Origin of the sequence: Streptomyces sp. NPDC000594 (assembly GCF_040299965.1) — a bacterium.
In the GTDB taxonomy this organism is placed as follows: Bacteria; Actinomycetota; Actinomycetes; order Streptomycetales; family Streptomycetaceae; genus Streptomyces.
In genome coordinates this window covers 23,789-44,911 of the sequence record NZ_JBEPCY010000003.1, presented here as the reverse complement: position 1 = coordinate 44,911, position 21,123 = coordinate 23,789, and the positions used below count along the sequence as shown (strand labels likewise).

Genomic DNA, 21,123 nt, shown 5'->3' with positions numbered 1-21,123 from the left:
CCACCCGGCCCGACCCCGGACCCGGCGCCGGGTTCGCCCTGGTCCCCGACGCGGCGGAGCTGCGCGCGACCCTCGCCCGGCGGGCCGCCCCCGGCCGCACCGCCGTGGTGATGACCATGGGCGCGCTCCACCGGGGCCATGCCTCGCTGATCCGCGCCGCCCGGGAGCGCGTCGGCCCGGACGGCACCGTCACCGTCACCGTCTTCGTCAACCCGCTCCAGTTCGGCGCGGGCGAGGACCTGGACCGCTACCCCCGTACCCTCGACGCCGATCTCGCCCTGGCGAAGGAGGCGGGCGCGGACATCGTCTTCGCCCCGTCCACCGGGGAGATGTACCCCACCGGCGCCCCCCGGGTGCGGATCGCCGCGGGCGCCATGGGAGAGGTGCTGGAGGGCGCGAGCCGCCCCGGCCACTTCGACGGCATGCTCACCGTCGTCGCCAAGCTGCTCCATCTGGTCCGGCCCGACGTCGCGCACTTCGGGCGCAAGGACGCCCAGCAGCTGGCGCTGATCCGCCGGATGGTCCACGACCTGGACTTCCCGGTGGAGATCGTGGCCGAGGAGACCGTACGGGAGGACGACGGGCTCGCCCTCTCCAGCCGGAACCGCTATCTCTCGCCCGAGGAGCGGGAGACCGCGCTCGCGCTCTCCCGGGCCCTCTTCGCCGCGCGCGACCGGCTCGCCGCCCAGCAGGCCCTGTCGGCCCGTGCGGACGCCACCGGCGCCACCCTGGAGCGGGCCGCCGCCCTCTCCGCGCTGGGCGAGGCCCGGCTCGCCGCCGACGCCGCCGCCGTCGCCCAGGCCGTCCCCGGCCACGCCGACGCGGTCCGCGCGGCGGCCCGTACCGTCCTCGACGAGGCGGGCCGGGCCACCACGCCGCTGGAGCTGGACTATCTGGCCCTGCGCGACCCGGCCGACTTCACCGAGGTCGGCGCCGACCACGAGGGCGAGGCGCTGCTGCTGATCGCCGCCCGGGTCGGCACCACCCGGCTGATCGACAACATCACGCTCAGATTCGGAGCCCACCCGTGACCGGCATACGGCTCGCCGCCCCCGCCCCCGGCTGGTCCATCGACGCCGATGTCGTCGTGGTCGGCTCCGGGGTCGCCGGGCTGACCGCCGCCCTGCGGTGCGCCGCCGCCGGGCTGGCCGTCGCCGTGGTGACCAAGGCCCGGCTGGACGACGGCTCCACCCGCTGGGCCCAGGGCGGCATCGCCGCCGCCCTCGGCGACGGCGACACCCCCGCCCAGCACCGGGACGACACCCTGGTCGCGGGCGCCGGGCTCTGCTCCGAGGCGGCCGTGGACGCCCTGGTCACCGAGGGCCCCGGCGCGGTCCACCGGCTGATCGCCACCGGCGCCCGCTTCGACCTGGACGACGCCGGGGCCATCGCCCTCACCCGCGAGGGCGGCCACCACCGCCGCCGGATAGCCCACGCGGGCGGCGACGCCACCGGCGCGGAGATCTCCCGCGCCCTGGTGGACGCGGTACGCGACGCGGGCCTGCGCACCATCGAGAACGCGCTGGTCCTGGATCTGCTCCTGGACGACCGGGGCCGCACCGCCGGGGTCACCCTCCATGTGATGGGCGAGGGCCAGCACGACGGGGTCGGCGCGGTCCGCGCCCCCGCCGTGGTGCTCGCCACCGGCGGCATGGGCCAGGTCTTCTCCGCGACCTCCAACCCCGCGGTCTCCACCGGCGACGGGGTCGCGCTGGCGCTGCGCGCCGGGGCGGAGGTCTCCGACCTGGAGTTCGTGCAGTTCCATCCGACGGTGCTCTTCCTCGGCCCGGACTCCCAGGGCCAGCAGCCGCTGGTCTCCGAGGCGGTACGGGGCGAGGGCGCCCATCTCGTGGACGCGGCGGGTGTCCGCTTCATGACCGGCACCCATGAGCTGGCCGAGCTGGCGCCCCGGGACATCGTCGCCAAGGCGATCACCCGGCGGATGCGCGAGCAGGGCGCCGACCACATGTATCTCGACGCCCGGCACTTCGGCGCCGAGATGTGGGAGCGGCGCTTCCCCACCATCCTCGCCGCCTGCCGGGCCCATGGCATCGACCCGGTCACCGAGCCGGTCCCGGTGGTCCCGGCGGCCCACTACGCCTCCGGCGGGGTCCGGACCGATCTGCGCGGCCGTACCACCGTCCCCGGCCTGTGGGCCTGCGGCGAAGTGGCCTGTACGGGGGTGCACGGAGCCAACCGTCTCGCCTCGAACTCGCTGCTGGAGGGGCTGGTCTTCGCGGAGCGGATCGCCGAGGACATCGCGGCCGCTCCCCTGGATCCGCCGGCCCCCCTGTCCGGTACGGAGCCGGCACCCCTGTCCGGTACGGAGGCGGCATCCGGTACGGCGCCCGCCACGGTGCTGCCCCTGATCGACCCCGCCGCCCGTGCCGCCATCCAGCGGATCATGTCCCATGGCGTGGGCGTACTCCGCTCCGACGCCGGGCTGCGGGAGGCCGCCGCCGCCCTGGACGCCGTCCACCGGGACGCCCTGGAGGCCGCCGCCGCGGGCCACGGCGGAAGCGAGCGGCCGGGCACCGGCCGGGGCAAGACCGCCGAGCCCGGCGTCGAGTCCTGGGAGACCTCCAACCTCCTCTGTGTCGCCCGGGTGCTGACCGCCGCCGCCCTCGCCCGCGAGGAGACCCGGGGCAGCCACTGGCGCGAGGACCACCCCGAGCGGGACGACACCCGCTGGCGGCGCCATCTCGTCGTCCGGACCACCCCCGACCGTTCGCTCGTCGTCACCCGTACCGACGGCACCGACTTCCCATCCACCGCCCCGAGGGAGCAGCAGCAGTGAGCACGCCCGACGACCGTCCGCACACCCCCGGCGCCGCCGTCCCGCCCGTCCCGCTGATCGAGAGCGGCGGCTGCGGCGACTCCTGCGGCTGCGACGGCGGCGGCGAGGAGATCGAGTGCGGGCTCGACCCCGCGCTCGCCGCGCTGCTGGCGGCGCAGGGACTCGACCCCGTACAGATCGAGGACATCGCCCATGTGGCACTGGGCGAGGACCTCGACGGCGGGGTCGATGTCACCAGCGTCGCCACCGTCCCCGAGGACGCCGTCGCCACCGGGGACTTCACCGCCCGGGAGGCGGGCACCGTCGCCGGGCTCCAGATCGCCGAGGCGGTGCTCTCGGTGATCGCCACCGACGACTTCACCGTCGAGCGCCATGTCGCCGACGGCGACCGGGTGGTCGCCGGCCAGAAGCTGCTCTCCGTCACCACCACCACCCGTGAACTGCTGACCGGCGAGCGCAGCGCGCTCAACCTCCTCGGCCGGCTCTCCGGGATCGCCACCGCCACCCGCGCCTGGGCGGACGCCCTGGAGGGGACCGGGGCCAAGGTCCGGGACACCCGTAAGACCACCGCCGGGCTGCGCGCCCTGGAGAAGTACGCGGTCCGCTGCGGCGGCGGGGTCAACCACCGGATGTCGCTCTCCGACGCGGCCCTGGTCAAGGACAACCACGTGGTCGCGGCGGGCGGGGTCGCCGAGGCGTTCAAGGCGGTACGGGACGCCTTCCCCGGGGTGCCCGTCGAGGTCGAGGTGGACACCCTGGAGCAGGTGCGGGAGGTGCTGGACGCGGGCGCCGATCTGATCCTGCTGGACAACTTCGGCCCCGCCGAGACCGCCGAGGCGGTGGCCCTGACCGGGGGCCGCGCCCTGCTGGAGTCCTCCGGCCGGCTCACCCTGGAGAACGCCCGCGCCTACGCCGACACCGGTGTCGACTTCCTCGCGGTGGGCGCGCTCACCCACTCGGCGCGGGTCCTGGACATCGGGCTCGATCTGCGGGAGGCGGACCACTGATGCTGCTCACCATCGACGTCGGCAACACCCATACGGTCCTCGGCCTCTTCGACGGCGAGGAGATCGTGGAGCACTGGCGCATCTCGACGGACGCCCGGCGCACCGCGGACGAGCTGGCGGTGCTGCTCCAGGGGCTGATGGGGATGCATCCGCTGCTCGGCATGGAGCTGGGCGACGGCATCGAGGGCATCGCGATCAGCTCCACCGTCCCCTCGGTCCTGCACGAGCTGCGCGAGGTCACCCGCCGCTACTACGGCGATGTCCCGGCGGTGCTGGTCGAGCCGGGCGTCAAGACCGGGGTGCCGATCCTCACGGACAACCCGAAGGAGGTCGGCGCCGACCGCATCATCAACGCGGTGGCGGCGGTCGAGCTGTACGGGGGTCCGGCGATCGTGGTCGACTTCGGCACGGCGACCACCTTTGACGCGGTCAGCGTCTCCGGCGCCTACACCGGCGGGGTGATCGCCCCGGGGATCGAGATCTCCGTGGACGCCCTGGGGGTCAAGGGCGCCCAGCTCCGCAAGATCGAGCTGGCCCGGCCGCGCAGTGTGATCGGCAAGAACACCGTCGAGGCGATGCAGTCGGGCATCGTGTACGGCTTCGCGGGCCAGGTCGACGGGGTCGTCCGGCGGATGAAGACCGAGCTGGCGCCGGAGCGGCCCGAGGATGTCACGGTGATCGCGACCGGCGGCCTCGCGCCGATGGTGCTGGGGGAGTCCTCCGAGATCGACGAGCACGAGCCCTGGCTCACCCTGATCGGGCTGCGCCTGGTGTACGAGCGCAACATCGCCCGGATGTGAGTCCCGGCGCGCCGCGCGGCCTCCGTGCGGCGCGCCCGGCTTGTCGGGATTAAGTCGATTTTGTCGAAGTCGCACGTATGGTCGGCGCATGCCCACGCCATACGGTTCCCGCGGCGGCATGGCCTTCAGCGCAGACGAGCTGCGTGTGCTCCGACGCGCCCTCGCCGTCGCCCTCCATCCCGCCCCGCTCCCCGACGAGGATGTCCAGGACTGTCTCCGGCTGGCCGACTCCGTCGACGAGGTCACCCGGGAGGCGGGGCGGCTGCGCGCCTTTCTGCTGGCCGATCTCGCCCGCTACCGCTCCGCCCTGCCCGGGTCGGCCATGAGCTATCTGGAGCTGCTCCAGGACGCGCTCGCCGCCGGGTACGACCCCCTGCCGGAGGATCTGGCGGCGCTGAGCGCGCTGGACGGCTCCCCGGTGGCGGCGGCGCTGCTGGCGCGGTGCCGGATCCCGGCGGGCCGTGCCGCCCCGGCCGGGCCCCGGTGGGCGCCCCCGCTGCCGCGCACCCGGCTGCTCGCCCTCCCGGGTGGCCGGGTCGAGGCGGCCGGGGAGGACGGGGAGCCCGCCCCGAGGCCCCGGCCGAAGCCCGCGCCCGCCGCCCCGAAACCCCCCGCCCCCGCGCCCGGCGAGCGGCCGGTGCCCAAGCCCTCCGAGGTGTTCCCGCCCCGCCGCCGCCCCGCGCCCCCGCCCCAGCAGCGGGCCGTTTAACCTGGCTCCATGGACTATGTATCCGCCCTGCTGCCGCCGGCTGTCATGGCCACCTTCTTCACCGCCCTGATCGTGACGATCGTCAAGACCCAGGGCGGCCCGAACAAGGCCAAGGAGGACGCGATCGTGGACGCGGCGTTCGCCCGTGCCGACGCCGGCCCCCGGTCCGGCCGCGAGGACGACTGACCCTCCGCACCGGGCGGAAAGCCCTCGCGGAAATCCCCCCGTGCTCATACGGCGCGGTGTCACGGCCGTGCCCCGCACGGGCCGGGCATATGGACGTACGGAAGACCTTCGGGTCGACCGTACGTCCTTTTTGTTACGTCATTACCGGGAAATCCTGATTCCACAACTATGGTGGTAATGTGCCCCGCCAATTGGGAGAGCTGGAAGACGCCGTCATGACCCGGGTCTGGCAATGGAACCGACCGGTCACCGTCCGGGAAGTCCTGGAAGACCTTCAGCAGGAACGGTCCATCGCCTACACGACGGTGATGACCGTAATGGACAATCTCCATCAGAAGGGCTGGGTCCGCAGGGAAGTCGAGGGCCGCGCCTATCGATATACGGCGGTCTCCACCCGCGCCGCCTACTCGGCCGCACTGATGAACGACGCGTGGTCCAAGAGTGACAACCCGGCCGCCGCTCTCGTCGCCTTCTTCGGGATGATGTCGGCCGAGCAGCGGGAGTCCTTGCGGGCGGCCGTCCGTATGGTTCAGGACGACCCCGACCCCGGCCCCGGCGACAACCCCGGCGACGGCGAAGGTGCCGACGAAGGGGCCGGGGAAGGACCCGAAGAGGAAGTTCCTGGTGGCCGGGGTGGTGGCGGGGGGACATCGGCCGGGCGATAGCGTCAACCCATGTCTTATACCGCCCCGAATGGCAGCGTCACCGTCCGCCGTGCCCGGACGGTCGATGTCCACGCGGTACGCCGCCTGGTCGATCCGTATGTCGGGGAAGGCATCCTGCTCGACAAAGCGACGGTCACCCTTTACGAGTCCATCCAGGAGTTCTGGGTCGCCGAACGTGACGAGGACGGTACGGTGGTCGGCTGCGGTGCGCTGCACGTCATGTGGGAAGACCTCGCCGAAGTGCGCACTCTCGCGGTCGACCCCGCCTTCACCGGCCAGGGCATCGGTCATCTGATCCTGGACGAGTTGCTGGGATGTGCCCGCCGACTGGGGGTGCGGCGGGTATTCTGCCTCACCTTCGAAGTGGACTTCTTCGCCCGGCACGGCTTCCAGGAGATCGGTGAGACCCCGGTCGACACAGATGTCTACGCCGAGCTGCTGCGTTCCTATGACGAGGGTGTCGCCGAGTTCCTGGGACTCGAACGTGTGAAGCCGAACACCTTGGGCAACAGCCGGATGCTTCTGCACCTGTGATCACCTCTTCCGGGGCAACCGGAGGCGATCCCTATGTCCGAATCGCGTACGTTTCCCGCGTTCTTGAGGTTCTGAACCTCTCCCAAGGGTTTGTGTTTTTCGGGGAAAAGCGGTTTCCTTTCCGCGTAGTGCTTTTTCGATGAAAGGAAATCCGGTGGCACAGAAGGTTCAGGTCCTTCTTGTCGACGACCTCGACGGTGGCGAGGCGGACGAGACGGTGACGTTCGCGCTGGACGGCAAGACCTACGAGATCGACCTCACCACCGCCAATGCGGACAAGCTCCGCAACCTCCTTGAGCCGTACGCGAAGAACGGCCGGCGCACCGGTGGCCGTGCTTCCTCCGGTCGGGGCAAGGGTCGTGCGGCGGCGAGCGGCAACAAGGACACGGCGGAAATCCGTGCGTGGGCCAAGGCGAACGGCTACGAGGTCAACGACCGCGGTCGTGTCCCCGCCACGGTTCGTGAGGCATACGAGAAGGCGAACGGCTGAGCACCGGGCTCAGCGGGCTCTTAATCGGCCGAGTATTCGCAGGCTGCGTATTTGTACGCGTTCGCACATCCATGCGCGCGGACATTCCGTGGCCGACGGACCCGGCGGACCCCGGTACCGGGGCGACCGCCGTGTCCAGGAGCCGTACCGCTCCGGGGCACCCGCGCGGTGCCCACGGTGGGGACCCCCGTACCGCGCGCGGACGGGGACCGGGCCGGAAGGGCCGGCTCCACCTCCTTCCCGGCTCCTTCCCGGCACGGGGGGCCGCAGCGGGAAGGCGGCCCCCTCGGGTGCCGTCCGGGCCGTTCCGCCGGAGGTGCTCCATCACAGGGCGATCACCCGGCGTGTCCGCGCGTGTGCCGTATGCGAGGAAAACGGGGGAGCCCGAAGCCCTTCGGGGGCGCGACGTTGTTCGCCCGTAGCTGAGGGAACCGGTGTGCGCCGCATGGACTGTCAGTGATTGCGGGTAAGACATTCCTCGTGGGGAGGGGCGACACGCCCCCAGGTCGGTCTCACGTTCGCCATCGGCGTAGTGATGGTGAGGGTAACTGCCTGGCCTGCGGGAACATCGTCTCGCACCATCGGGTTGGAGCAGTTGTCGGCGTTCAGGGGTCAGGAGGCCACAGACGGGTGTCGGCAGTTGGAATGAGCGGTCCCCGCTTGCGGGACTAAGCTGCGGAAGGACAGGGAGGGGACCGACCCCTTACTGCCTGACCGCTCTGAGGAGCGATTAACGATGTTCGAGAGGTTCACCGACCGCGCGCGGCGGGTTGTCGTCCTGGCTCAGGAAGAAGCCCGGATGCTCAACCACAACTACATCGGCACCGAGCACATCCTCCTGGGCCTTATCCACGAGGGTGAGGGTGTCGCCGCTAAGGCCCTGGAGAGCCTCGGGATTTCGCTCGAGGCGGTCCGCCAGCAGGTGGAGGAGATCATCGGCCAGGGCCAGCAGGCCCCGTCCGGGCACATCCCCTTCACGCCCCGTGCCAAGAAGGTCCTGGAGCTGTCGCTCCGGGAGGCCCTCCAGCTGGGCCACAACTACATCGGCACCGAGCACATCCTGCTCGGTCTGATCCGCGAGGGCGAGGGCGTCGCCGCCCAGGTCCTCGTCAAGCTGGGCGCCGATCTGAACCGGGTGCGGCAGCAGGTCATCCAGCTGCTCTCCGGGTACTCCGGCGGCAAGGAGGCGGCCACCGCGGGTGGCCCCGCCGAGGGCACCCCCTCCACCTCGCTCGTCCTGGACCAGTTCGGCCGCAATCTGACGCAGGCCGCCCGTGAGTCCAAGCTCGACCCGGTCATCGGGCGCGAGAAGGAGATCGAGCGGGTCATGCAGGTGCTCTCCCGCCGCACCAAGAACAACCCCGTGCTCATCGGCGAGCCCGGCGTCGGCAAGACCGCCGTCGTCGAGGGCCTCGCGCAGGCCATCGTCAAGGGCGAGGTGCCCGAGACCCTCAAGGACAAGCACCTCTACACCCTCGACCTGGGCGCGCTCGTCGCCGGCTCCCGCTACCGCGGTGACTTCGAGGAGCGCCTGAAGAAGGTCCTCAAGGAGATCCGCACCCGCGGCGACATCATCCTGTTCATCGACGAGCTGCACACGCTCGTCGGCGCGGGTGCCGCCGAGGGCGCCATCGACGCGGCCAGCATCCTCAAGCCGATGCTCGCCCGGGGTGAGCTCCAGACCATCGGTGCCACCACGCTGGACGAGTACCGCAAGCACCTGGAGAAGGACGCCGCGCTGGAGCGCCGCTTCCAGCCCATCCAGGTCGCCGAGCCGTCGCTGCCGCACACCATCGAGATCCTCAAGGGTCTGCGCGACCGGTACGAGGCCCACCACCGGGTCTCCATCACCGACGAGGCGCTGGTCCAGGCCGCCACCCTGGCCGACCGGTACATCTCGGACCGCTTCCTGCCGGACAAGGCGATCGACCTGATCGACGAGGCCGGATCCCGGATGCGCATCCGCCGGATGACCGCGCCGCCGGACCTCCGCGAGTTCGACGAGAAGATCGCCGGAGTCCGCCGGGACAAGGAGTCCGCGATCGACTCGCAGGACTTCGAGAAGGCCGCTTCCCTCCGTGACAAGGAGAAGCAGCTCCTCGCCGCGAAGGCCAAGCGGGAGAAGGAGTGGAAGGCCGGCGACATGGACGTCGTCGCCGAGGTCGACGGCGAGCTGATCGCCGAGGTCCTCGCCACGGCGACCGGCATTCCCGTCTTCAAGCTCACCGAGGAGGAGTCCTCCCGGCTGCTCCGCATGGAAGACGAGCTGCACAAGCGCGTCATCGGCCAGAAGGACGCCATCAAGGCGCTCTCCCAGGCGATTCGCCGTACCCGCGCCGGTCTGAAGGACCCCAAGCGCCCCGGCGGCTCGTTCATCTTCGCCGGTCCGTCCGGTGTCGGTAAGACCGAGCTGTCCAAGACGCTCGCCGAATTCCTCTTCGGCGACGAGGACGCGCTGATCTCCCTCGACATGTCGGAGTTCAGCGAGAAGCACACGGTTTCCCGCCTCTTCGGTTCCCCGCCCGGATACGTCGGGTACGAAGAGGGCGGCCAGCTCACCGAGAAGGTGCGCCGCAAGCCGTTCTCCGTCGTCCTCTTCGACGAGGTCGAGAAGGCCCACCCCGATATCTTCAATTCCCTTCTCCAGATCCTGGAGGACGGTCGTCTGACCGACTCCCAGGGCCGGGTCGTGGACTTCAAGAACACGGTCATCATCATGACGACCAACCTCGGGACCCGGGACATCTCCAAGGGATTCAACCTGGGCTTCGCCGCGCAGGGCGATGTGAAGACCGGCTATGAGCGGATGAAGGCGAAGGTCAACGAAGAGCTGAAGCAGCACTTCCGGCCCGAGTTCCTCAACCGTGTCGACGACACCGTCGTCTTCCACCAGCTCACCGAGGAAGACATCATCCAGATCGTCGACCTCATGATCGACAAGGTGGACGAGCGGCTGAAGGACCGCGACATGGGCCTGGAGCTGAGCGCCACGGCCAAGTCGCTCCTCGCGAAGAAGGGCTACGACCCCGTGCTGGGCGCCCGGCCGCTGCGCCGGACCATCCAGCGCGAGATCGAGGACATCCTCTCCGAGAAGATCCTCTTCGGCGAGCTGCGCCCCGGCCACATCGTGGTCGTGGACACCGACGGTGAGGGCGAGGAGAAGAAGTTCACCTTCCGCGGCGAGGAGAAGTCGGCGCTGCCCGACGTCCCGCCGATCGAGGCGGCCGGCGGCCCCGGCCCGAACCTCTCCAAGGAAGCCTGACGCTTCCGGCGGAAACCGTTTCAGGGGGCTGCCCCGGACCACACGGTCCGGGGCAGCCCCCTTTTTCCTGCCCTTTCCGTACCTGGGTCAGGGGGAGAGGGTGAGTCGCCCGCCGAAGCCGCTCCGGCCCCGGAGCTGCCCCTTGGGCACCCCTCTGATCGTGACCGACAGCTCGGGCAGATCCCGCAGCGGAGCCAGGCTCAGCCGGTCCTCCTCCAGGATCGGGTTGTCCAGGATGAGCACGCGCAGCCCTGGGATCCGCGCGATCACCGCTAGGGCGCCCTGGGAAATCCTCGTATCCTCCAGATGCAGGCCGTGCAGACCGCGCAGCTCCGCCAGGGCCGTGTAGTCATGGACTCTCCGGCAGCCCAGCAGCGTCAGCTCGCCGATCCGACAGGTGGGCGGCAGCGCCCGTAGATCGGTCAGGGGCAGTCCCGCGAGGGTCAGGGCCCGTATCTCGCGGCCGTCCAGAGCGTCGGCCAGTGGCTGCGGCGAGCCCGCTTCGCCGGTGACCATCAGATCACCGAGGGCGGGGAGCAGCCGCAGCGCCGTCAGCTGCTCCTTGGTGAAGACGGTCACCGGCACGGCCACCGGGAGAGTGGCGAGCACCCGGGTCGCGTACTCCTGGACGGGATAATCTCCCCAGCCACCGGCGAGATGGAAGGCCACCCGGGGCTCCCCGCCGCGCAGCTTCGCCAGGGTCACTGTGTACTCCAGCGCGGCGGGCCCGCCGATGACGGCCAACAGGGCGATCACCTCGACCAACTCACTGGTGTGCAGCTCTGCGGAGTCCGGCAGCAGCGGCACCACGGAGGGGCCGAGCCTGGCCAGTGACCGGTGGGCGTCGCGGTTCGCCGGGGGCAGGACCGAGCGCAGCGCCGACTCCACCCGGTCGCGGGTGCGCTCGTCCAGCCAGGCGGCGTGCTCCGCGCAGAGCGCCGCCAGCACATAGAGGGCGGTCCGCCGAGTGCCCCGGGAGCGGATGCCCGCGCCCGCCCTCAGCACCCCGTTGACCAGGTGGGGCAGCTCGCGCCGGGAGCAGTGGCCCGCCGCGAGGAGCAGCACATCGTGCCACTGCTCCTCGGCCGCGTGCAGCACCAGTTCCCCGATCTGGTCGCCCTCGATGAACTCCTTCGCCGCCAGGAAGTCCTGGAAGGTGCGATGGGAGAAGTGGAAGACATCGTCGGTCCGCTCCTGGAGCAGCCCGCTGCGGTTCAGCAGATGGATGAACACCCGATCGGGCGAGCCCTGCCCCCGTACCCGGGGCATGCCCGCCAGCGCCAGCTCGATCTGGTGCAGTGCCTGGGCCCGCGAGAACTCCGTCTGCCCGCCCCGTACCAGCCAGACCGCTATCCGCTGGAGCAGCTGCTGATGCTCCTCCACCGAGAGGGTGATCCCCTCCGGGGTGCCGATCCTGCGGCGTTTGTCCCGTTCGCCGAGGAGCATCTCCAGGGCGGAGCGGTAGAGCGCCCACCTGGTGTCCGGGAGGAAGCCCTCGCGGATCCGGTGGAGGGCGCAGATCACGGCGCAGAGCAGGGGGGTACGGGCGAGGTCGCGCAGGGTGGGGTTGGTCTGGAACTGCTGGGCCAGATCCCGTTCCAGTAGCCGCAGGGTGGGGTGGTCGTCGTCGTCCAGCCGGGCGGCGGCGTGCCAGTTGGCGACGAAGGCCCGGATGTCCTCGTCCCCCATGGGCAGCAGCCGTACCTCGTCGAAGCCGGCCGTCCGCAGCCAGTCGGAGGGCACGGCCAAGGGGCGGACGGTGGCGAGGCAGCGGGTGCGGGGGTACTCCGTGAGCAGCTCCGAGAGCCACTGATGGGCGTCGGCCCGGTCCTCCCCGGGTATCTCGTCCAACCCGTCCACCAGCAGCAGCGCCCGCCCGGATGCCAGTACGGAGCGGGCCCAGCCCTCGGGTGCGTGCCCGCCGACCGGCAGCCGGGAGACCGAGGGGAGCAGCTCGGGGCCGGGGAATCCGGCGCCCTGGGCGCGCAGGGTGCGCAGGGGGACCACGAACGGCACCAGGCCGTTGAGCGCGTCGAGCCGCCGGTCGAGGGTGCGGGCGGCGGCATGGGCGGCGAGCCACCAGATCAGGGTGGTCTTCCCGGCCCCGGCGTCACCGCGCAGCAGGACCCGGGGGCGGGTGGCGAGCAGGGTCTCGACCCGCTGCGGCACCGCGTCGGCGGCGGTGGTGCCCGGCTTGCCGTCCCGGCATCCCCGGGGGGTGGCCTCCAGGCTGAGATAGGCCGTGTCCAGGTCCCATTCGGCGTCCCGTTTGCCGAGGTCGTCGAGGCCGAAGACCCGGGTCCTGCGGTACTGCGCTCCGAGCGCCTGGGCGTACGCCTGCTCGTAGCCCTCGCTCTCCGTTACGTCCATGGCCCGGACCGTAGCGCCGTACGGTCCGGGCCGGGGCGGTTTCAGCAGAAGTCGGGCTTGCGCCAGGAACACTCGCCGTCGTGCGGGATGCCGCCGTCCGTGCCCTGGTGAGCGGCGGTGTCGGCGGTACGGGAGGGGCTGGGCGTGACGGAGCGGATGGTCCCGGCGGCGGTGTCCGAGCGGGCCAGGGTCACCACGATCGCGTCCTCCACGCTCTTCACCGAGGAGGCCAGATAGTGGTTGAGGACGATACTGAAGGCCAGTTCCCGCCCGGCGGCGTCCTTCACATAGCCGGAGAGGGCGGACGCGCCGGTCAGTGAGCCGGTCTTGGCGCGGGCGTTGAGGGCGGCCGGGGTGTTGCACATCCGGGTGCGCAGGGTGCCGCCGACGGCCCGGTCGGCGGCGCAGGCCACCGGCAGCGAGGCGTGCCACTCCCGGTACCAGTCGGCGTCGCGCACGCCGAGCAGCAGCCGGGTGAGCTGTTCGGCGGAGATGAGGTTCATCCGGGAGAGCCCGGAGCCGTCCGCCTGCCGCAGAGTGGTGGTGTCGACGCCCTCGGAGCGCAGATAGCCGCCGATGGCGGAGAGTCCGGCGCCCCAGGTGCCGCTGTCCGCCTGCTTTCTGCCGATGGCCTTGGTCAGCGTCTCGGCGTGCATGTTGTTGGAGAGCTTCATGAACGGCAGGACCAGTTCCCGCAGCGGCATCGAGCGGTGGGTGGCGAGCACCCGCGCCCCGGCGGGGGTGGCCCGGCCCAGCCGGGTGGCCTCGTCGACCCGTACCCCATGGCGCTTCAGGGCGTCCCTGAAGACGGCGGCGGCATAGCCGGTGGGCTCCCAGACCGCGATCCACTCCTTGGTGGCGCTCGCGCCGATGGGGATGGAGCCGCTGATGGTGACGGTGTTGCCACCGTGGTCGCGGCCGATGGAGAGGGTGTCGGTGCCGCCCTGCGCGATGGTGGTGCCCTGGTTGGCGACTCGTACATAGGAGGTCTTGGGGGTGATGGTCACCTGGGGCCGGTCACCGGGGCGGGCGCCGGGCACGGCCTCCACGACGACCGTGCCGGAGTCGTAGTCGGTGTCGGGGGCGACGGTGAGCGGGGAGATCTGCGCGGAGTAGTAGGCCGCCTCGTCGTCGGCGGCCCAGGAGCGGCCGAGGCGTTCGCGGTCGAAGCGGGTGTCGTCGGCGACCAGCCGTCCGGTGACCCGGGTGATCCCGGCGGCGGCCACATCGGCGGCGAGCCGGTCGTAGTCCTTGGCGAGGGTGGTGGGGTCGCCGCCGCCGCGCAGATAGAGGTCGCCCCGGAGGGTGGCGCCGTCCTTGCGGGCCGGGGTGAGCACCTCGGTGGTGAACCGGTGGTCGGGCCCGAGCAGGGCCATCGCCGCCGCCGAGGTGGGGATCTTGGTGTTGGAGGCGGGCATCAGCCGGTCGCCGCCGCCGCGTTGGTAGAGCCGTTCCCCGGTGGTGGCGTCGGCGATGACGACGCTCACCGCCCCGCCCGTGAGCCGGCTGTCGGCGAGGATGGTGTCGACGGCCTTCTTGAGCCCGGTGTCCGAAGGGCCCGCTCCGGCCGGGCTGCTCCAGGTGAGGGCGGTCGCCAGCACACAGACGGCGGCGGCCGCCAGCGGCCGGACCCGGCGCCTGGTCCGGCCGGGCGGGGGTGGTGTCGGTCGGTTCTCGGATGCGGTCATGGGACAGGAGGATCCCGGAAGCGGCGGACGGGGTGAAGGAGGCGGCACGATCGGGGGCCTCTTTCCGGTACGGGGGTCCTCGTACGGGACAGCATGTGGCGGTGTCAGACCAGGACCAGCCGGTCGCGGAAGAACTCCCCGCCCCTGATCCGGACCTGGGTCCGCTCCGGGTGATGGATCTGGATCCGCAGCTCCGGCAGGGACCGCAGCGGCCGCAGATCGATCGTGTATCCCTCCACCGCGCGGGGCTCCACGGACAGCCGCAGCATGCGCAGCGCGGGGAAGACCCGGGCCAGCCCCTCCGTACCGAGGCGGCACGCCCGCCCGGTCAGCGAGAGCTGGCTGATCCCGGGGACCGGCACGGCCCGCCCCAGAGAGCCGATGACACCCGAGGTCAGATGGAGATGGGCGAGGCGAGGCAGCCCGGCCATCTGCTCCGTCAGCGGCTCGATCCGCGCGGGGGTGCCGACGGCCAGCTGGCGGATGCCGGACCAGCGGGTCAGGGCGGTGTAGGGCGGTTCGGCCGGGCCCAGGAGATGGAGCACGGTGGGCAGCGGAAGCCGCCCGGGGAGGGAGAGGTGTTCCGCCTCCATGGCCAGCAGCCACAGCCCCCGCCCGGCGATGTCCTCGAAGGTCTCCAGCGCGGGACAGCGGTAGACGGTGAGGGACTTGATGGAGCGGCGGCCCACGAGCGGGGTGAGCCGGGTGAGCCGGTCGTTGCCCATGAGCGACAGATGGTCGATTCCGGTACGGGGCAGACAGGCGTCCAGCAGCTCGGCGTCATAGGCCCCGTCGACCAGGAGGTTCGGTGCGGAGCCGCAGTGGTGCACCTGACGTAACTGCTCACCGGTGACCACGCGCAGATCGACATCGGCCAGATCCAGTACGGCGAGCACCTCCCGGGCGTAGGCCTCGGTGGGCAGTTGGGACCAGGCGTTCGCCAGCGTACGGCGGATCTCCCAGCCCGCCTCGCCGGTGAAGCGGGCCAGCCTCTCCACGCCCGCCGTGCCGCCGATCCGCGCGATGGTCTGCACGATGCCGATATCGGTGGCGGTCCCGCCGGTCGGCCCGGGGAGGAAAGGCAGCGCGGACTCCCCGAAGGAGGCCAGCTCGGAGACCTCGTCGGCGGTCCGGGGCGGCATCAGGGCCCGGACCCTGCCCTCCGCCTCCGCGCGCAGCCGTCCGTCGAGGAAGACGGCGGAGACCGCGCAGTACCCGGCCAGCAGATGGAGGGAGCGGCCCCGCTCGGGGTCGCTGTCGCCCCGGCCGATCAGCTGCCGGACCAGATCGGCGACATGGGTGCGGTCGAAGTGGCCGACGGAGAGCCGGATGACATCGCGCCACTGCTCGTCCCCGGCGTGCTGGAGCAGCTCCCCGACGCTGCCGGTCTCGGCGAACTCCTTGGCGGCCAGATAGTCCTGGAAGGTGCGGTGGATGAACTGGACGGCGTCCCCGGTGCGCTGCTGGAGCAGGCCGCTGCGGTTGAGCAGATGGGTGAGCACCCGCCGGGGGTCGCCCTGGGCGAGGACCTGCGGCATGGCGTCCAGGGCCAGTTCGATCCGGCGGGTGGCCTCCTCGGGGGTGAGCTGGGTACGTCCGCTCCGTACCAGCCAGACGGCGATGTGCTGGAGGAGCAGCTTGTGTTCCTCCACGCCCAGGGTGAAGCCCTCGGGGGCGTCGATGCCGCGCCCCCGGTCGCGGTTGCCGAGCAGCATGTCGAGGGTGGCCCGGTACAGCTCCCACCGGGTGTGCGGGAGCGCGCCCCGGCGTTTGCGGTGCAGGGCGCAGATGACGGCGCAGAGCAGGGGGGTACGGGCGAGGTCGCGCAGGACGCGGTTGTTGGCCAGCTCCCGGCCGAGCCGCTCCTGGAGGTCGACCAGGGTCCGGCCCTCGGCCCCGGCGCGGGCGGCGTCCAGGGCCCGGTACTCCTGCCGGGCGGCGCGGTGCCAGGCGGCGATGAACTTCTCGATGTCGTCGTCGCTCATGGGCAGCAGCAGCAGATCGGCGAAGTCCCGGTCGGCGAGCCACTCCGTGCCGACCGCGCCGGGCCGTACGGTCACCAGCACCCGGATGCCCTCGTACCGGTCGATCAGCCCGGTGAGCCAGATACGGGCCCCCTCGCGCTCCGCCCGGGGGAGTTCGTCCAGTCCGTCGACGAGGAGCAGGGCCCGGCCGGCGGTCAGGACCCGTTCCGCCCAGCCGGCGGGGGCGGCGGGGACGGCGAGTGAGGCGGCCTCGGGGAGCGCCGCGGGGCCGGGGAAGCCCTCGCCGTGGGCGTGGACGCTGCGCAGCGGGACGACCAGGGGCACCAGACCGTTCAGCTCACCCAGCTGTGCGGGGAGGGTGCCGCAGGCGGCATGGGCGGCGAGCCACCACACCAGGGTGGTCTTGCCGGCCCCCGCCTCACCGCGCAGCAGGGTCCGCCGGCCGCCGCTCAGCAGCTCCTCGACCCGCCGCGGCCGGCGCACCGGGACGTCGGCGGGCCGGTCGGTCCGCCCGCTCAGCGGGGTGGCCTCCAGGCTGAGATAGGCGGTGTCCAGATCCCAGGTGGACTCGCTGACACCGAGTTCGTCGATGCCGAAGACCTCCAGCTTGCCGTAGTGGCGCTTGAGGGCGGTGGCGTAGCTCCGCTCGTACGGGATGTCCTCCGGGTGGGAGCCGGTCATGTCCAGCGGGCTCGGCAGCCGTACGTCCGTCGCGGAGTGCAGGGCGTCCCGGACGGTCTCGATGGGGACGACCCTCAGCAGACGGTCGTCGGTGACCGGTGCCTCGGGCAGGGCCAGGCCCAGCAGGATGTCCCCCCGGAAGAAGGGCCCCAGGTCGCTCCGGTGCACCGGGGCGGCCAGCAGGAGGTGATGGCGCCGCCCCGAGGGCGAGGGGACCGCGGCTCCGGGGTGGCTGTGGCCGTGGCCATGGACCCGGCAGCCCTCCAGGAGGGGGCCCGTGGACCAGCTTCCGAGCCGCAGGGGCGGCAGCTCATGGGGGGAGACCAGGTCGTCCTCGGCGCGCAGCAGGGCGGTCCCGGTCCTGAAGGGGTCGCTCCACATCAGCAGACAGTGCCGTGCGGGGCCGTCGTGGGGCGGGGTCACCTGGGCGGACTCCCGGTCGCGCATGACATCGGCGCAGGTCAGAACGGTCCGTGGGTCGATCAGCACCCCGGTGGTGGGGTATCGCCCCCGGATGAGGACCAGCCACGGGGCCACGCTCTCGTCCAAGGCTCCCCCACCCCCTTTTCCGCTCGAACCCTAGTGGCCCAGGCCACTTTTCGCCGGGGATTCCGGTGACCCGGGCCACAGGCGGCCCCGGCCCGCCGGTGACAAGGCACACAGGCCCCATCGGGCCTACTAGGCGCGCTAGGAGCGGTGTACGGGGGTGGGGGCGGTGCGCGGGTCCCGCCGGGGGCGGGTTCCGGGCCCCGGCGGACCGAGGGTGCCGGGGGTGCGGGCCGGGAGGGGTGGCGGGCCATGCCCGGCATGGGCGTAAACCGCATCCGGGTGAAGATCTTTCCGCTCGCGCGGCGGGCTCCCCGATCAAGGAACGGGGGTGTCAAGGGCCCCGATCACGTCGCCCTGGCTACGACTTTATGTCGTAGATGGGGGGGTTGAGTCGATATGGGCGATTCGGTTACCAAGGTAGAGCCAACGCAGCCCGGCACACGTTCCCGTGCCGGGTCACTTATTGCCCGGAGGCTTCACCGAATGTCGCGCTTCACCATCCGCCGTCCCCGTCTCTCCGACCTTCGTACCCGTTCCGCCGTGCTGGCCGTCGGCGCCGGAGCGGTGGCGGTGCTCGGTACGGGAGCCGCGTTCGCAGCCGAGGCCGCCGCTCCCGCGGCGCCCGCGAGCGCTTCCAAGGCCGTCGCCGCCCAGGCGCAGGCCCAGAGCAAGGCCGCCGAGGTCAAGAAGGCCACGGTCGCCAAGGCCGCCGCCAAGCCCGCCGCCGTCTCGGCGAGCGGCTGGTCCAAGCCGCTCGACAGCTACGTCCTGAGCGCCACCTACGGCAAGGCCGGCGGCATGTGGGCCAGCAACCACTCCGGCCAGGACTTCGCCGTCCCGACCGGCACCGTGGTCAAGTCCGTCGGCCCCGGCACCGTCGTGAAGGCCGGCCCGAACGGCGCCGGTGACGGCCCCGCCTACGGCAACGCCGTCGTCGTCAAGCACGGCAACGTCTACTCGCAGTACGCCCACCTGTCCCGCATCGACGTCAAGGTCGGCCAGCAGGTCCAGGGCGGCCAGCAGATCGCCCTGTCCGGCAACACCGGCAACTCCAGCGGTCCGCACCTGCACATGGAGATCCGCTCCACCCCGAACTACGGCAGCGCGATCAACCCGATCGCCCACCTGCGTTCCGTCGGCGTCACCCTCTGACGCACCGGTGACCCCGGTGACACCCGCTGTCACCAGTACCACCGAACCCCGAGGCCCCCGCGCACAGCCGTGCACGGGGGCCTCGGGGCGTTTCGCGGTGGTGTTACGGGCTTCTCAGCCCACGACCCGGCCGTCCAGCGGCAGCACCGGGAAGCTCCCGGTGTCCGTCGGCGCGTGCTCCGGCAGCCAGAGGACCGCGATGGCGCCCTCCGCCGGAACCGGAACCGGAACCGGAGCCGTGTCCGTGGCCGGGGCCTGATCAGTGGCCGTAGCGTCGGCCGTCCCGGAGGCCGTCCCGGAGGCCGGAGCGGACGACCCGGCCGCCGCCGACGCCGCCGGGGTCACATTGCGGAAGGTGAGCCGCGCCCCCAGCACCCGGGCCTGCCCCGCCGCGATGGTCAGCCCCAGACCGTGACCGGTGCCCGCCCGGTCGCTCGCCCCCGTACGGAACCTGCTCGGCCCCTCCCGCAGCAGCGCCTCCGGGAACCCCGGACCGTGGTCGCGCACCCGCACCACCCGGCCCTCCACCGTCACCTCCACCGGCGTCTTCCCGTGCTTCGCCGCGTTCGTCAGCAGATTGAGCAGGATGCGCTCCAGCCGCCGGGGATCGGTGTTCACCCAGGACTCGTGCACCACATGCACCGGCACCGCCGGATTGAGCGTCCGCACCCGCCGGGTCACGAACTCGCCCAGCGCTATCTCCTGCAACTCGGCCCGCTCCGACGCGCTGTCCAGCCGGGCCACCTCCAGCACGTCCTCCACCAGCGTCCGCATCGCCTGCGCCCGGTCCCGTACCAGCTCGGAAGGGCGTCCCGGCGGCAGCAGCTCGGCCGCCGTCAGCAGCCCGGTGACCGGGGTGCGCAGCTCATGGGCGATATCCGCGGTGACCCGCCGCTCCGCCTCGATCCGGGCGTTCAGCGCGTCGGTGAGCGCGTCGATCGCCCGCGCCAGCTCATCGGTCTCATCACGGACCACCCCGCCGATGGCGTCCCGTACCCGGACATCCGTCTGCCCCTCGGCCACCTGCGACGCCGCCCCCGCGGCCTTGCGCAGCCGGCGCGAGAGCTGCCCGCCGATCAGCACCCCCAGCGCACAGCCGCCGACGACCACCGAGACCGAGCCGATGATCAGCGCCCGGTCGAGATCCTTGAGGATGGCGCTGCTGCGCGTACTGATCTCCGAGTGGAGCGAGATCACATCGCCGTTGGCGAGCGGCACCGCCGCCCAGATCTGCGTCGGGCCGTCCCCCCGGTCGTCGACATAGGTGCCCCGGCGGTTCTCCGCCATCAGCCGGCGCAGCTCCCGGGGGAGCGAGGGATCGTTGATCCGCGCCCGGGAGCGGAGGTTCTTCGCCGCGCCGGTCTCATAGGTCCGCTGCGCCAGATGGACCCGGTCCATCTGGACCTCGCGCGCGTTGTCCAGCATCGACACCCGGGCGGCGTTACGGACGACCAGGCTCAGTGCCACGGCGGTGAGCGCCCCGACCGCGGTGATCGCTATGGCGATCTTCCAGCGGACACCGGTGCGCAGTACGGGCAGTCTCATCCCTTGAGCTTGTATCCGAAGCCGCGGACCGTCTCGATCCTGTCCTGGCCGATCTTGGCGCGCAGTCGCTGCACATGGACGTCGACCACCCGGGTGTCGCCGCCCCAGCCGTAGTCCCAGACCCGTTCCAGGAGCCGGTCCCGGGAGAGCACGGTGCCCGGCACGGAGGAGAACTCCAGCAGCAGCCGCATCTCCGTCGGGGTCAGCGCCACCTGCATCCCGTCCCGGCGTACCTCCATGCCCTCGGTGTCCACCTCCAGATCACCGAAGGTCAGCAGGGCCCCGGGGGTCTCGGGCCCCCCGCTCGCCGGGGCGGCGGTCCCCGCGTGGCCGAAACGGCGCAGCACCGCGCGGATCCGCGCGACCAGCACCGCGCCGTCGAAGGGCTTGGTCACATAGTCGTCGGCGCCCGCCTCCAGACCGAGGACGACATCGATCGAGTCGGCCCGGGCGGAGAGCATGATCACGGGGACGGTGGACTCGTCGCGGATACGGCGGCACAGGCTCACCCCGTCGAGGCCGGGGACCATCACATCGAGCAGCGCGATGTCCGGGCGGCTCGACCGGAACGCCTCCAGCCCCTCCAGCCCGTCGGGGACGGCGGTGACGACAAAGCCGTGCCGCTCCAGCGCCAGCTGGGTCGCCTCGCGAATGACGTCGTCGTCCTCGACGAACAGGACATGGGTGTCGGCCATCCGGCTGC

General features: G+C 71.9%; 16 protein-coding genes. 11 read left to right on the top strand and 5 right to left on the bottom strand.

Going from position 1 to position 21,123, the window contains the following annotated elements; all coding sequences use genetic code 11:
* Positions 1–38: 38 nt before the first annotated feature.
* The 10 genes from panC (at position 39) to ABT354_RS05195 (ending at position 10,450) form a co-directional block, all read left to right on the top strand.
* Positions 39–1,031, top strand: coding sequence for a pantoate--beta-alanine ligase (gene panC, locus ABT354_RS05240; RefSeq protein ID WP_502983345.1), 993 nt, complete (start codon positions 39–41; stop codon positions 1,029–1,031).
* Positions 1,028–2,797, top strand: a complete 1,770-nt coding sequence (locus tag ABT354_RS05235; RefSeq protein WP_351489298.1) for an L-aspartate oxidase — start codon at positions 1,028–1,030, stop codon at positions 2,795–2,797. The genes panC and ABT354_RS05235 overlap by 4 nt, the downstream gene beginning before the upstream one ends.
* On the top strand, positions 2,794–3,804 hold the full coding sequence (nadC, locus tag ABT354_RS05230) for a carboxylating nicotinate-nucleotide diphosphorylase (RefSeq protein ID WP_502983330.1): 1,011 nt from the start codon (positions 2,794–2,796) through the stop codon (positions 3,802–3,804). Before ABT354_RS05235 ends, nadC begins: the two co-directional genes overlap by 4 nt.
* A complete protein-coding gene (locus tag ABT354_RS05225; RefSeq protein ID WP_351489295.1) occupies positions 3,804–4,604 on the top strand; it encodes a type III pantothenate kinase in 801 nt (266 codons plus the stop codon). The genes nadC and ABT354_RS05225 overlap by 1 nt, the downstream gene beginning before the upstream one ends.
* A gap of 118 nt (positions 4,605–4,722) precedes the next feature.
* On the top strand, positions 4,723–5,313 hold the full coding sequence (locus ABT354_RS05220; protein WP_351490129.1) for a hypothetical protein: 591 nt from the start codon (positions 4,723–4,725) through the stop codon (positions 5,311–5,313).
* A gap of 9 nt (positions 5,314–5,322) precedes the next feature.
* Positions 5,323–5,499 (top strand): hypothetical protein, encoded by a 177-nt coding sequence (locus ABT354_RS05215; RefSeq protein ID WP_351489292.1) that lies wholly within the window; start codon positions 5,323–5,325, stop codon positions 5,497–5,499.
* Positions 5,500–5,678: 179 nt separating this feature from the next.
* Positions 5,679–6,164: a BlaI/MecI/CopY family transcriptional regulator gene (locus ABT354_RS05210; RefSeq protein WP_351489290.1), complete on the top strand. Its 486-nt coding sequence runs from the start codon at positions 5,679–5,681 to the stop codon at positions 6,162–6,164.
* Between the two features lie 9 nt (positions 6,165–6,173).
* Complete coding sequence (locus ABT354_RS05205; protein WP_351489287.1) at positions 6,174–6,698, top strand: amino-acid N-acetyltransferase; 525 nt, start codon at positions 6,174–6,176, stop codon at positions 6,696–6,698.
* 154 nt (positions 6,699–6,852) lie between these two features.
* Positions 6,853–7,188, top strand: coding sequence for a histone-like nucleoid-structuring protein Lsr2 (locus tag ABT354_RS05200; protein WP_351489284.1), 336 nt, complete (start codon positions 6,853–6,855; stop codon positions 7,186–7,188).
* Between the two features lie 736 nt (positions 7,189–7,924).
* Complete coding sequence (locus ABT354_RS05195) at positions 7,925–10,450, top strand: ATP-dependent Clp protease ATP-binding subunit (protein ID WP_351489282.1); 2,526 nt, start codon at positions 7,925–7,927, stop codon at positions 10,448–10,450.
* A gap of 87 nt (positions 10,451–10,537) precedes the next feature.
* On the opposite strand, the gene ABT354_RS05190 is transcribed toward ABT354_RS05195, so the two are convergent.
* From ABT354_RS05190 to ABT354_RS05180, 3 genes are all read right to left on the bottom strand, one after another.
* Positions 10,538–12,820 carry an NACHT domain-containing protein gene (locus ABT354_RS05190; RefSeq protein WP_351489279.1) on the bottom strand — a complete coding sequence of 761 codons (2,283 nt, stop codon included), beginning with the start codon at positions 12,818–12,820 and terminating at the stop codon, positions 10,538–10,540.
* 41 nt (positions 12,821–12,861) lie between these two features.
* Positions 12,862–14,508, bottom strand: coding sequence for a D-alanyl-D-alanine carboxypeptidase/D-alanyl-D-alanine endopeptidase (dacB, locus tag ABT354_RS05185; RefSeq protein ID WP_351489277.1), 1,647 nt, complete (start codon positions 14,506–14,508; stop codon positions 12,862–12,864).
* 104 nt (positions 14,509–14,612) lie between these two features.
* Positions 14,613–17,723, bottom strand: a complete 3,111-nt coding sequence (locus tag ABT354_RS05180; protein WP_351489274.1) for an NACHT domain-containing protein — start codon at positions 17,721–17,723, stop codon at positions 14,613–14,615.
* Positions 17,724–18,206: 483 nt separating this feature from the next.
* On the opposite strand from ABT354_RS05180, the gene ABT354_RS05175 reads away from it, so the two are divergent.
* Positions 18,207–18,875, top strand: coding sequence for a M23 family metallopeptidase (locus ABT354_RS05175; RefSeq protein ID WP_351489271.1), 669 nt, complete (start codon positions 18,207–18,209; stop codon positions 18,873–18,875).
* A 114-nt stretch (positions 18,876–18,989) separates the two neighbouring features.
* Here the strand turns inward: ABT354_RS05175 and cseC are convergent, their stop codons facing one another.
* Positions 18,990–20,420: a two-component system sensor histidine kinase CseC gene (gene cseC / locus ABT354_RS05170; RefSeq protein WP_351489269.1), complete on the bottom strand. Its 1,431-nt coding sequence runs from the start codon at positions 20,418–20,420 to the stop codon at positions 18,990–18,992.
* The gene (cseB, locus tag ABT354_RS05165; protein ID WP_351489265.1) at positions 20,417–21,115 is read right to left on the bottom strand and encodes a two-component system response regulator CseB; all 699 of its coding nucleotides are present in this window, start codon (positions 21,113–21,115) and stop codon (positions 20,417–20,419) included. Before cseB ends, cseC begins: the two co-directional genes overlap by 4 nt.
* Positions 21,116–21,123 lie beyond the last annotated feature (8 nt).